Source organism: Patescibacteria group bacterium (assembly GCA_041653535.1).
Lineage (GTDB): Bacteria > Patescibacteriota > Patescibacteriia > JACRDY01 > JACRDY01 > JBAZFH01.
Window position 1 is genome coordinate 63,153 of sequence record JBAZFH010000004.1, and the last position, 13,230, is coordinate 76,382.

14 protein-coding genes are annotated in these 13,230 nt (G+C 39.2%); 3 read left to right on the top strand and 11 right to left on the bottom strand.

Annotated features, from left to right (window positions below):
- Window positions 1-7: 7 nt before the first annotated feature.
- The 10 genes from WC310_04595 to WC310_04640 form a co-directional block, all read right to left on the bottom strand.
- Window positions 8-481, bottom strand: a complete 474-nt coding sequence (locus tag WC310_04595; protein MFA5359064.1) for a DUF192 domain-containing protein — start codon at window positions 479-481, stop codon at window positions 8-10.
- Complete coding sequence (mrdA, locus tag WC310_04600) at window positions 459-2,432, bottom strand: penicillin-binding protein 2 (GenBank protein MFA5359065.1); 1,974 nt, start codon at window positions 2,430-2,432, stop codon at window positions 459-461. The genes WC310_04595 and mrdA overlap by 23 nt, the downstream gene beginning before the upstream one ends.
- A gap of 10 nt (window positions 2,433-2,442) precedes the next feature.
- Window positions 2,443-2,991: a hypothetical protein gene (locus tag WC310_04605; GenBank protein MFA5359066.1), complete on the bottom strand. Its 549-nt coding sequence runs from the start codon at window positions 2,989-2,991 to the stop codon at window positions 2,443-2,445.
- 3 nt (window positions 2,992-2,994) lie between these two features.
- The gene (gene mreC, locus WC310_04610; GenBank protein MFA5359067.1) at window positions 2,995-3,792 is read right to left on the bottom strand and encodes a rod shape-determining protein MreC; all 798 of its coding nucleotides are present in this window, start codon (window positions 3,790-3,792) and stop codon (window positions 2,995-2,997) included.
- A gap of 27 nt (window positions 3,793-3,819) precedes the next feature.
- On the bottom strand, window positions 3,820-4,869 hold the full coding sequence (locus WC310_04615) for a rod shape-determining protein (protein ID MFA5359068.1): 1,050 nt from the start codon (window positions 4,867-4,869) through the stop codon (window positions 3,820-3,822).
- Between the two features lie 3 nt (window positions 4,870-4,872).
- Window positions 4,873-6,138 (bottom strand): aminoacyl--tRNA ligase-related protein, encoded by a 1,266-nt coding sequence (locus WC310_04620; GenBank protein MFA5359069.1) that lies wholly within the window; start codon window positions 6,136-6,138, stop codon window positions 4,873-4,875.
- Between the two features lie 14 nt (window positions 6,139-6,152).
- Window positions 6,153-6,563 (bottom strand): hypothetical protein, encoded by a 411-nt coding sequence (locus WC310_04625; protein ID MFA5359070.1) that lies wholly within the window; start codon window positions 6,561-6,563, stop codon window positions 6,153-6,155.
- A gap of 106 nt (window positions 6,564-6,669) precedes the next feature.
- Entirely contained in the window at window positions 6,670-6,960 is a 291-nt protein-coding gene (locus tag WC310_04630) for a DUF721 domain-containing protein (protein MFA5359071.1), read from the bottom strand.
- A 153-nt stretch (window positions 6,961-7,113) separates the two neighbouring features.
- A complete protein-coding gene (locus WC310_04635; GenBank protein ID MFA5359072.1) occupies window positions 7,114-10,164 on the bottom strand; it encodes an ATP-dependent DNA helicase in 3,051 nt (1,016 codons plus the stop codon).
- 200 nt (window positions 10,165-10,364) lie between these two features.
- Window positions 10,365-10,499: a hypothetical protein gene (locus tag WC310_04640; GenBank protein MFA5359073.1), complete on the bottom strand. Its 135-nt coding sequence runs from the start codon at window positions 10,497-10,499 to the stop codon at window positions 10,365-10,367.
- Between the two features lies 1 nt (window position 10,500).
- Between WC310_04640 and WC310_04645 the strand changes: the two genes are divergently transcribed.
- From WC310_04645 to WC310_04655, 3 genes are all read left to right on the top strand, one after another.
- Entirely contained in the window at window positions 10,501-11,262 is a 762-nt protein-coding gene (locus tag WC310_04645; GenBank protein ID MFA5359074.1) for a hypothetical protein, read from the top strand.
- A gap of 76 nt (window positions 11,263-11,338) precedes the next feature.
- On the top strand, window positions 11,339-12,292 hold the full coding sequence (locus tag WC310_04650) for a hypothetical protein (GenBank protein ID MFA5359075.1): 954 nt from the start codon (window positions 11,339-11,341) through the stop codon (window positions 12,290-12,292).
- Between the two features lie 11 nt (window positions 12,293-12,303).
- A complete protein-coding gene (locus tag WC310_04655) occupies window positions 12,304-12,498 on the top strand; it encodes a hypothetical protein (GenBank protein MFA5359076.1) in 195 nt (64 codons plus the stop codon).
- 53 nt (window positions 12,499-12,551) lie between these two features.
- Here the strand turns inward: WC310_04655 and lexA are convergent, their stop codons facing one another.
- Window positions 12,552-13,172, bottom strand: coding sequence for a transcriptional repressor LexA (gene lexA, locus WC310_04660; GenBank protein MFA5359077.1), 621 nt, complete (start codon window positions 13,170-13,172; stop codon window positions 12,552-12,554).
- Between the last annotated feature and the right edge of the window lie 58 nt (window positions 13,173-13,230).

Sequence of the window (13,230 nt, forward strand, 5' to 3'; positions counted from 1 at the left end):
TAAACCATTATTTTTCCCCTGTCAACAAACTAACGGCATCCCCTATTTTTATATTATTTTTCTCACAAAAACCAGCATTTACTTCCAAAACAGCATTAACCGGATCCGAAGATTTAACAACGGGAATATAAGCGCCTATTGGTAGCGAAACATTTTTTTCTACACCTACTATTCTATTATCTTTAATCCAAATTATATCTAAAGAAAAAAACATGTTTTTCATCCAAAAAGAGCGGATTGCATAATCAGGATAAATAAATAACATTCCAGTATTAGAATCTAGCTTTGCTCTACCAGACAAACCTTTATTCCTCCTGGTTGTATTATCGGCGATCTCTACCGCGATATTTCTACCACCTATTCTCACTGTGCCATAGTGATTTTTTTCAAAAAAATTTTGTTTGACAAATAAAACTAAGAAAACAACAATGATCAAAAAAACTACCGATAAATAAAATTTATTTTTGAAAGTCAGTGGCATAAAATCTCATTAATTCTCTAGCTACTGCCGCTGCTGTGCGGCTGCCCTCTTCACCTTCTTCGACCAACACAGTAATAACAATTTGTGGATCGCGGTATGGAGCAAAGCAGGTAAACCAAGCGTGATTAGCTTTATTACTGTTCCATTGCGCTGTACCGGTTTTTGCCGCCACTTTGATTGGTAACTCGGCAAAAGACCTGGCCGAACCAGCAAGCACGGCTTCACGCATACCCTGACGTACAATTGCTAAATTTTGCGCTGGAGCTATATTAGAGCTGACAACCAATGGTGAAATATTTTCCTCTCCGATACTACCTACTATTTGCGGCTGATACATCGTTCCACCGTTAGCAATAATAGCCGTCCAATTTGCCACCTGAATCGGCGTAACCAGCAAATTACCCTGTCCAATAGATAAATTGTAAGTATCACCCAAATACCACTGTTCTTTAGCGGTTTCATTTTTCCATTGCACTGTTGGTACAAAACCGTCTGCCTCATTATTTGAATCAATACCGGATTTTTTTCCTAAGCCAAATTTTTCCAACCACTCAGCTATTTTTTCCGGACCCAAACCGTTAAATTCATAACCAGCGGTAGGATTGCCACCAGTAGGAAAGCCTCCTCCAATCATATAAAAAAACGTATTAACTGACTCGGCAATGGCTTTATAAACATTAGTTATACCATGACCGCCAGCTTTCCAATCGGGAAAAAACCACTGTCCTATACTGATACCACCGGTACTATTAAAACTGGTGTTAGCCGTAATTATATTTTCACTTAAAGCGGCGGTCGCCATCACCGGCTTGATAGTTGAACCGGAAGGATAAACACCAGATACCACGCGATTGAATATTGGTTTATTTTGATCAGCTAAAAGCTCGGCGTATTTAGCGCTAGATATTCCTGCGGCAAAATCATTGGCGTTGTAAGCCGGCAAGGAAACAAGCGCTAAAACCTTCCCGTTTCGCGGATCAAGAGCAACAACTGCCCCACGTTTTTTATTATATTGCGTCAGAATACTCTGTAACGCCTCCTCTGCCTTAGCCTGTAATTCATAATCAATATTAAGAGTCAAATCCCTACCCGCTTTAGCTGAATTTTCAGTTATTGTTTGCACTTCCCTACCCCGAGCATCAACCTCTACTTGTTTTTTACCGTTATTCCCTCTCAGTTCTTTTTCGTTAACTAATTCCAAGCCGGTTTTTCCGATGCTGTCATTTAAAAAATAATCATGACTGCGCTTTTCTTCATATTCTTCCTGAGTCAAAAAGCCAGTATAACCAAAAACATGCGATAAGGAAATGGTTTTTTTATCGCCATCACTTAATAAATATTGTCTCTGCGCACCTTCTTCCAACAAAACTCCCGGCAGATCAAATTGATTGATGGTAAATTGAATAATCTGACCATAATCTATACCTTGCCTTAAAACTATCGGCTGATAAGGATATTTTTTATTGGCGTCGATCTTCTCCTTTATTTCATCAATACTAACACCTGCTAAACCAGCTGTTCTTTCTAAAACATTTTCCATCCGATCTTTTTCTTTGGGTAATTCCGCTGGTATTAAAAGTAAATTATAGCTTGGTATGTTTTTTACCAGTTGTTTTCCGTTACGATCAAAAACGACTCCTCTTTTAGCCTTAACCGTAATTATTTTTATACGATTTCCTTCCGCTAAATCATGGTAGTAACGACCCTCAATAATTTGCAAATAAAAACTACGACCAATCAAAATCAAAATAAAAAAAACTAAAATTATCCCAAATAATTTCAATCTGCCAGGACTGATACTTAGACCCAAAAAAGCAGCTTCCGGACGATCTATTTTGATTTTTTGATCACCGTTTTCTTCGAACATACCCTCTGTCCAAGATATTCTCTTATCCCGACTTAAAAAAGGTTTTGAAATTCTATCTTCGCGAATACTAAAAGGATTATCCATATAACATGAGTTATCTTCGCCCGCTAACCAAAAATACTGAACGAAATCTTTTACTAAAAATTCTTAATAGGGTAAATAAAACCCCTAAAAATATAATGCTAAAAAATAGCTGCAAAAATACACCGCTTAGATATCCGCCGGTTAAAGATATCTCTAAATTAGAAATACCAAAATAATAAAAAATATTTACGTAAATAAAATTTAAAAAATTAAAACAGACAAAACCAACACTACTAAGAATCAGTAAAGAGAACAAAGACCTGTTGGTAAACAATAAAGAAAAAACAAAATTTATTAAAATTAAAGAAAAAATTAACGGCAACAATATATTTCCGAAAACAAGCGGCGAATACATTTCTAATACCATCGCCGAGATCATAGCCGACCATAGCCCCAAACGATAATTTATCATCAAGGTAAAAAAGAATAACAACGGCACGACAACGTTAAAATGATTCCAAGGAACGGGTAGCGCTTCTATAAAGCTTAATTGAAAAAGCGTTGTAATAATTACTAAAATAAAATACAAAAAAAATTTTATAACATTTTTCTTCAACATATTTTATAAAACCAAAACCGTTACAATATTAAGCTGTCTATAATCAACAAGAGGATTAATATAGGCCCGAGAAAAAAGTTCACTAGAAGTAGTATCAATCTTTTCCACACTACCAATCAATAAGCCTTGAGGAATTCTATATTGCAAGCCAGAAGTAATAATAGTATCACCTACTTTGACATTTTCATCGCGGGGAATCATTTCCATCTTTACGCTCAAACCGTGTTCACCTTCAACCACACCTAGAGTTTGCTCCTGGTTTTGAATTGTAGCAGCAACGCGAACCTGGTCGTCATTTAATAACATAACGGTTGAAAAATTATCTTCAACTTCGATGATACGTCCGATCAAAATCCCCTCACCGGCGATCACTGGGGAACCTTCTACCACACCATTATTCTTGCCTCTATTGATAATAACCGCAGAAAGATTACTTGCTGCCGAACGAGAAACAACACGGGATAAAATATATTTATACTGCTGTCCTTCTAAAAAATTAAGTTGCTCTCTCAAGATTTGATTTTCTATTTCCAAATTTTTTAATTGAGAAGAATCAAGGGTAATTTGCTCTATTTTCTTCTGCAATTCTTGGTTTTCCAATATTAAATCTCTTTTACTCTTACCGCTACCGACTGCAGTGGCTGCAGTATAAAAACCAGTCTGAACCGGTGAAAAAATCCTGGAAATAAAACCGACAATATAACTTAACCCACCGCTAAAATATAAAAAAACAAATAATAACGCTATCACCCCGATAGCTATCCACCATTTAGTTATCCGTTTATACCCCACTTGATACATAAACTATTTTTTGTTTTAATTCAAAAATTATTCATCGGTGGTCAAGGGGATCAACAGATCTTTGAGGTTTTCCAAATCTTCTAAAATCATTCCCGTTCCGCGAGCTACGCAAGTTAACGGGTCGTCAGCCACGCGTACGGGTATCTGAGTCGCTTTAGAAATTATTTTATCTAAATTTTTTAGTAATGCTCCGCCACCAGTCAAAACCATACCTCTCTCATAAATATCAGCCACCAAATCAGGCGGGGTTATCTCTAACGCCGCTTTGATATTTTCAATAATAATTTTTACTGAACGAGACAAGGCTTCACGTATTTGCCCGTCAGTAACCATAATTTCCTTGGGCAACCCGGAAACGAGATCCCTACCGCGCATTTCCATATCTAACTTATCTTTTAGCTCTCCTGCCGAACCAATACGTTTTTTTATTTCTTCGGCAACAGGCTCTCCCAAAAGAAGATTGAAATTTTCTCTAGCATACTGAACAATATTTCTGTTCATTTCATCTCCTGCCACGGTAATTACTCTGGAGGTTACTATACCACCTAAAGAAATAACCGCAATTTCAGTAGTACCACCACCGATATCGACCACCAAGTTGCCGATCGCTTCTTGAACCGGCATACGCGCGCCGATAGCCGCCGCCATCGCTTCTTCAACTAAAAAGACTTGCCGTGCTCCTGCCGCCAGTACGGCGTCTTCAGCCGCTTTACGCTCCACCTCGGTAATATCAAGAGGCACACCAATAACCACTCGCGGTCGGGGAAACAAGGAAAAACTTTCCGAGTGAACACGGTCAATAAAAAATTTTAGCATTTTTTCGGCAACTTCAAAATCAGAAATAACACCATTGACCAATGGTCGAGAAACAGTGATATGCGGTGGCGCCTTACCAATCATTTTTTGAGCATTGGCTCCGACCGCCACGATTTGTTCGGTACGATTATTGATTGCGACGACGGAAGGCTCGTTAATAACAATGCCTTTACCCATAACATAAACTAAGGTATTGGCTGTTCCCAGATCAATACCTAAATCTTTGGAAAAATATCCCAACAATCTATCGATTAAAAACATAGTTTAAATTTTTGACTTTATGCGTTCAATCAACTGTGGTAATTCTATTAATTCCACTTCTTTCTTTCCCCGTTCTTTAACCTCTATTTTATTGCCGGTTTTAGCAGAAATTACGGCTCTAAACGGCATTCCCAGCAAATCAGCTTCGGCAAATTTTACCCCGGCGGAAACATCAATTCGGTCGTCAAATATTACCTCAATTCTCTTCTTTTGTAAATCATCGTAAACCGCCATGGCTTTTGTCTTAATCTCTTCGCTGTCTAAATTCAAACCAATAAGATGAACGTGAAAAGGTGCAACGGCAATCGGCCAAATGACACCTTTATCATCGTGATTTAATTCGACCACGGTTGCCATCAAGCGAGAAGGGCTCATACCGTAAGACCCCATGTAGACCATTTGGTTTTCTCCTGCCTCATTCTTGTAAGTAAGGTTAAACGCTTCCGAATATTTATAGCCCAGGGAATAGATGTCGCCAACTTCGATTGATTTTTTTTCAACCCAATCTTTATAGTCAGACTTTAATCCGAAATCAGCGATCACTTCCTGGTTAAAATCATCTTTATTAACGGCAATTTTTTTAGCCTCGTCGATAATATAAATTGAATCCTCGCCCGCCTCGCAAAGCGTTTGGAATTCGTAAGAATATTTAGAAAAAGAACCACCAGAGGAAATAGTAACATAGGTCCTGCCGCCCATTCCTAAACGAGAAAATACTCTCATATATACATCTTTCATCTTTTCATAAAATAATTCATGCTCCTCCTTACTTTTAGAAAAAGAATAAAGGTCTTTCATTAAAAATTCTCGCCCGCGCATTAAACCGGATTTAGCTCTAGCCTCATTTCTAAATTTATTTTGTATTTGATAAGCGTAAAAAGGTAAATCCTTGTACGAAGAAATATAATTTTTCATGATTTTAGCGATCGCCTCCTCATGGGTGAAACCCAAACCCAATTCAGTACCATTTTTCAAGGAAGTCTTAAACCAATTATCAACCACTTCATCGCTCCAGCGTCCGGTTTTTTCCCAAGTTTCTTTATCTTGCAAAACAGTCATGTATATTTCCTGCCCACCAGCGGCATTCATTTCTTCACGGATAATATGACAAATATTATTTAATGTTCGTAAACCTAGCGGCAAATAAGAATACACCCCCGCCATTTCTTTATTAATAAAACCACCGCGAATCAAGTATTGCGCATTAATTGAGGACTCATCTTTTGGCGCGTCTTTTAACGTCTTAGTAAAAAGCTTTGACTGTAACATAAAAATATTAATAATTAATAGCCGTTTGAATCAAAACTACTGACATGATCACGGTGGTCCTTGGATAAAAAGAAAAATTCCAGCATTGCCAAAATCGCAATCAACAATAGTCCATTCCACCAAAAAAGCAAACTATGACTAAATAAAATCAAAGAAACAATCACTAACAAAGCAAACCAGATCCCTTGCCGCAAAGCCGTGGCAACTTGTTTTACTGCTAATTGATTTTTTACAAACCAAAGTCTAAAAACCAAACCAAAAACCGAAAATGAACTGGTTAAAGCAAAAGCAAAAGTAAGGTAAAAAAAGACGAAACCAAGCACTCCGGCATTAAACGGATCGATCATATACAAAACCACAATCCAGCAACCCCAACATATCGCCGAGACAAAAATCATCGAAAAAATATACTTGCCAAGAGTCATAAATCAAAAAAGTCCTTTTTAATCAAGGTCTGTGTAACTTGTTATAGTTTAACAAAAAAAAACGGTCAAAACAAGCCGAGCTGATTAAAAACCAAAACAGCCACCGCTAACTTAAAAACCTCAGCTTTTCCACAATCTCCTCCCCCATTATCTTATTTACCTGATTAATAACCTTTTTTTGATGGAGCTGTAATTCTTGAGCAACAACCGAAGAAAGACAAGCCACGGTCAAAGTCTTGTCTTTCAGATATAAAGCCTTGGCTTTTTTCTCCGCAGCAGAAGACAAAAATCCACGCACTACCTGAGCAAAAGCGTTAACCACCATTGATGCCTCCACCTGTTTTGCCACTCCGGCTTTTTTAACAACCCTTGGTAATATGTTTTTTATCGAGTCCATCTTGTTTTAAAATCTTAAATATGTAATACTTGTAAATATCTTCGTATATCTAAAGTCCCGCCATGCTTTCCCCTAGGCACTGTTATAAAATTACGTGAATTAGCCACAAAGGGTTAAGGGTCGTCCAGACTTCATCTTAACCCTATTTTTTTGCTATTCGCGGTATTGGCAAATATTACGATAATCACAAAATTTGCAAGGCCAACCGGGCGTCGGTGAAAAATCGGATTGTTTAATTTTGTCGACTATTTCGATAATTCTTTCTTTTATATCATTTTTATCTTTTACCGAACCAACAAAAGAAACCGGCTTACCGTCTTCAATATAATAATAAGTCAATTTAGTCGGCTTTAGTCCGAAAGACTCTTCGGCAGCTAACTGATAAATCAAAAGTTGATTTTTGTCATCATCTTTGGCTTCGGTTTTAGCCTGACCGGTTTTGTAGTCGATAATTTCCACACCATCGGCGATCTGATCGATACGATCAACTCTACCAGAAATACTATAAGGTCCGACCTTAATAACAAAAGGACTTTCCAACCGCAACGGTTGTGGCTTGGTCTCCTTGATCACCTGATAATATTCTTTCAATATCTTCCGACCCTTTTCTTTATATTTCTTTTTAATATCAGGATCTGGATACCACGCGTCTATCCAACAATTTTCATACAAATCAAGTAATACTTCTAACGACGGGATTTTTGGCTCCTTGCTATTTTTACTTTCACCAAACAAATCAACTTGACCGCCGCCGCCTTGAACCATTTTTTCAAAAAATTTTTGCAGCGTATTATGGATAGTTGAACCAAAGCTAAAGCTGGGCTTACCAAAAGTAGGAATCTTGAGAATATAGGCGTATTTGTACTGCAATGGACATTTATCAAAGGATGACAGTTGCGAAAAAGGAAATTTTTTGGGAATCGGCAAATAAAACACTTTCTCTTTTTTTGTCACGTTATATTTAATGTCATCGATTTTTTCTTTGATTACTTTTTTATCTTCATTAACTTCACTTTTATAACCGATTTCATCCAAAAATCTTGACATCTTTTTGCGTCGTGCCCCGCCATAATCTTGCGCTGAAGTAAAAAATAATCCGGTTTTAGCCCGAGTCATCGCTACATAAAACAACCGCCGTTCTTCTTGTAAATGAACATCGCCTTCCGGCAAAACTTCTTTTATTAGCTCATCCGGTATTTCTATAGCATCTTCGCGCTCCGGAGTCGGAAAGCGCAACTGCACCATATTGACGATAAAAACATACTTAAACTCCAAACCCTTTGATCCATGCACGGTCATTACCCGCACCACATCTGGTCCGGCTTCCATGTCTAATTGCAGTGACCCTTCATCGCCAGCCTCCAACTCCAATCTAATTTTCTGCATAAATTGCTTCAGTGTTGCCGGATCACTTTCCTGCTCAAAAGCCTTTATTTTATTATAAAACTGCCGTAAATAATCTAATCCCTCTCTACCTACAGTATCTTCATGATCCTTTAGATATTCCAGGTAACCGATATCGGTCAAAAAAGTAACAAGCAACTCACCAACGGTTTTTTCTCGCGCCAGATGACTGTGCCGCTCAATGAGAGTCAAAATCCTACTAACCTCTTCTACGGTTTTTGGCGACAACTTATTATTCAACGCCGCTTTTTGCAAACTCTCAAATAACGACCAACCTTTGTAATATGCTTGATGCGAGAGTTCAACCAGATCTTGATTGGAAATATTGAACACTGGAAAATTTAATACCCGCCAAACCGCCGGACTCTCATGATAATTATCCAGCAAGTTAAAATAAGCTAAAACATCTAAAATAATATCCTTGGAATAAAGTCCGCGTAAAGCCAAAAACTGAAACGGAATACCAACCCGCGCCAAGGCACTATTAAAAGGTTTGGCGTGACTATTGGCACGAACTAATATAGCAAAATCAGACCAAAGTAAATCTTTGTCTGCTTTTTTTAATTCTAAAATCTTTTTAATCACACCGTCGACTTCCTGACTGGCAGTTTTGAAAGATAAATGTTCGATAGCGCCTTTGATCTTAGTTGGTGAAACTAATTTTTTATCAATTTTTTTGAACCTCTTTACGTCTACACCTTTTTTCTTGGCTTGAGCTAAAATTTCCTCCGACTCGTTAAGCTTACATTCTAGACGATTGGGGTTGTTATGCTGAATAAAATCGTAAGCGGCATCTAGGATAATTTGCGCCGAACGATAATTTTGAGTCAACACTATTTCTCTGGACTCTGGATAATCACTTTTGAATTCCAAAATATTGGAAATCGAAGCGCCGCGAAAACGGTAAATAGCTTGATCGTCATCGCCAACCACGGTAACGTTATTTTGCGGCTCGGCTAGAAGCTTAATCAACTGATACTGCGCCCAGTTAGTGTCCTGAAACTCGTCAACCAAAACATACTTAAACTGCTCCTGATATCTTTTTAAAATTTTTGGTCGATCCTGAAAAAGTTTGAGCGTATAGTTGATCAAATCACCAAAATCAAACGCGTTATTTTCTAACAACAACTGCTGATAAACATGATACGCTTCTGCTACTTCGTTGATCCTTTTTACCTCCAAATTATCATCATTTTTTTCTTCCTCTATTTTCTTCTTTTTATCTCTAATTGCTTTAACCGATACTTTTCCTTTTGTACTCTCCATACCATCCAAATTGATCTTCAATTTTTCGGCATATTCCAAATAATCTTGCGGTCGAATCACTTCGTCTTTGGCGCGGGAAAAATGTTTAAGTAACGCATGAATAAATTTAGTGGGATTTCCCAACGGTCGGTAGTAATCCAGATTAAACCGATCGAGATTCTCCCGCACTAACAACCATTGCGCCGTATCATCAAGGATCTGAAAATCATTGGATAAACCGATATCTAACGCGTGTTGCTTGAGGATTTTTTCACAAAAAGAATGAAAGGTAGAAATCCACAAATCAATATAACCATAAGGTAAAAGCTGATCGACTCGCTCTTCCATTTCTGCGGCGGCTTTTTCCGTAAAAGTAACCGCCAGTATTTCTTCGGGTTTAGCTTTACCTTCCAAAATCAACCAAGCGATTCTCTGAGTAATCACCGTGGTTTTACCAGTTCCAGCACCAGCTACAATCAACACCGGACCGTCGCCATAAGTGACTGCTTCTTTTTGCTCCAAATTAAGATTTTTAGTTATTTCTTTGGTTTCCATACTGCCAATATTTTAGCACAGTCTTGGCTATTTTTCATAGTCTAAACACTGTTGACTTTTTAAAGTGAAAGACGTATAACATATTGAAATAGAACTTTGACAAAACCCCTTAAAATAAGGGATAAAAAAGGAGAATTCAAACATGAGGGGAAAAAAATAAAAACACCAATGATTTTTTTAACGACCCTTCTCTGGTAATTTTAGGTATTTTTGGCGCCCCTTATCTGATCTGGCTGGGTATTTCCGGTATCTACAACTACTTTCAAGACCACACCGTCGGTCACCTGACAAACGTCAATCCTGGGAAACACTGCTTTAAACGAAGGAGAAAACATCGTGGGTAAAAAAAACAACAGTTTCTTCAGATTTCTTGCTCATCTCTTTATCATGGCAACAATTCTATCGCTGGCAGTAGGAGCCACGGCTTGTAAAGATAAAAAAATAAAAAAAGACGACCAGACTGCTCAGCAAAACAGTCTGCGCGACGAATTGAGGAGAAACAAACAAGAAATTGAATCAACTATGACAAAAATCAACCAAGAAATCAATAAGGCCGAAGGTGCTCTCCAATCCTTAAAATCAGCGGCCAAAGAATGCCAGATGGAACTGAATAAAATAAAAAAAGAAGAAGGAATCGAAACTTACCAGCAGGCTGTAAATAGTCAAAAGGCAAACAACAGACTGCAATGCATCGCCGCCAACCAGGGATATATTGATTACATAAACCAATACATCTTTGAGTCCAAAAGTTCCAACGAAAATTTACTGTCGGTGAAAAGGCAGCTCGACGCTGGCATTACCGCCAGTGAAGTTCTCAACAATGAAGGTAACCTGCAGAACCTCCGCGAAACCTTAAAAGAATTCAGTCAGAGGTACGGGAAAAATCAAGGCAATGAAATAATGCCGAAATTCACCAACCTTCCAGCTGAGGACCTGGAAAAGTTAAAGCAACAATCGTGGGAAAAGATTCAGGAACAAACAAAAAATCAGCAACAAATAAATCGCGATGCTGTCACGGGACCGCCACATCTCGTACCCCACGGCTCGGGTAGTTCCGGACCGCCGATACCGCAGCGGACAGCCGACAGTCTCGAATGAAGAAAAAATTTTCCTGACCTGGTCGAAAAACCTGCAGAATAAACGACACGAATAACCAAAAAAGCGAGGAACAACAATGAATATTCAATGGGTTAAAACAAATACTGGTTTTGCCATCTCGTTAATCATCGCCTTGATTATCACGGTAATCGGCGCAAAATTCGGCAGAATCTGGCTATCATCTTTTGGCTTGCTGCTGGCGGCCAGCGGTGTACTGCTCAAAATTATGTACAGCGCCAGTGCCAAACCGGCAAAAATCGCCCTGGCGATAATTTCTTTAGCAGCCGCATTAGTCGTTTTTGTCTTTATCGCCGGACTGGACTCGCTGCTTGTCCTAATCACGGTCTATCCATGGATCGCCGACAAAATCGTAGGACAGACCAATATGAACGTCTACCTTGCCAATGCTATTGCTGTTGTCATGGCCGTAGTAGTGCTCTACGGAATGCATATCACCCGCAAAAATCGCCCGGCAGGAATAGCGATTTTAGCCGTCGTCATGATCAGTTATTACGTCATGCTTTTTATCATGGCGGTCGAGCCAAACTTTGACCAAAACGGCAAAGCGGTAAAATGTTACGCCCAAATACCCGGGGGCGATATCGAATACGTCAACTGCAAGTACAAAGTCCATCCGGTTTACGCCACACTGGTGAAACCGGTGACGACAGCGGTCGCCCTACCGGAACGGGCGACAAAAATCATCCCTTATGCCGAGATCCAACTGTTTGATCCGCGAACCGGCGAGGCAATGTACTGGTTCAGCCAAGACCAAAACGGACGTTTTGAACTTTACAACCGTCCGGGATTTCACTCTCAAACCGGACAAATGCTGCAACCGGTCAGTAAAGCGGCGGCGGATCTGATCGTTCGTAATTTGCAGGAAAAAAATATCAACGCCTTTGCCTTGACGGAGAAAGAAAAAAAGTTATTCAACGACAAAGTAAATGGCGACGTTATCGCAACCAACGGCGTCAATGGTCTGATCAATTTTATCGACCAACATCAGGAACGCCTGAAACAGGAGTGAATCAAAAAAAAATGAAAGCTCTGATCATCAGTTGTAGTCATTGCCGCCGCGAATTTGCCGCCGATACCAAAACAGCGGTGGCAACAAAAGAAATTATCAAAAAAATAGTTGCGGGTTGCGTTATCACCTGCACCTGCCCACACTGTAACAAAAAACAGCGGGCGACAATTTGGTTCGCCAATACCAAAAAGTTGCTGCGCTACTAGCAAAATATAAAACCCACCGACTCTCGTCCTGGTGGGTTTTTCTTTATATAAAGTTACACCGTTTTATAATTTCTTATTACCGCCCTGACCACGCCCTGAATCAACGGATCTTTGACGTAAATCGGGTCCATGTCTTTGTTGGCCGGTTGCAGACGAATCCTGCCGACTTCCCGATAAAATCTTTTTAGTGTGGCATAGGCGTTATCAAGCAGCGCTACTACTGTGTCACCGTTGTTAGGGCTAGGATTGCGCTCTACCACTACGTAGTCGCCGTCCAAGATCCCGTCTTCGATCATACTGCTGCCTTTTACCTGCAAGACATAAGAATTTTCTTTATGAAGTACTAAATTTGCCGGAATGGCTATCGGCTCGGGATTAGCTATCGCTTCTATCGGTTCACCGGCAGCAATCAGACCCATCAAAGGTAAATTAACTATCTCGGTAATATTTATATCATCGCTTTCCACCGAAATCAGCTCTATCGACCTGGCCTCATTAGTCGAACGACGCAGCAAGCCCTTTTTCTCCAACGCCTCAATATGCTGGGCAACCGTTGCTACTGAAGAAAGCTTAAAATGACTGGCAATTTCACGAAAGCTAGGAGAGTAACTATGGGCAATAATAAAATCACGGATGTATTCGATTATTTCTTGTTGTTTTTTGGTGAGACCCATATTGGTAGATGGTAGTTAGTAGTTGGGGGTTAGGGACAGAATCAACTTTTGATTTTTA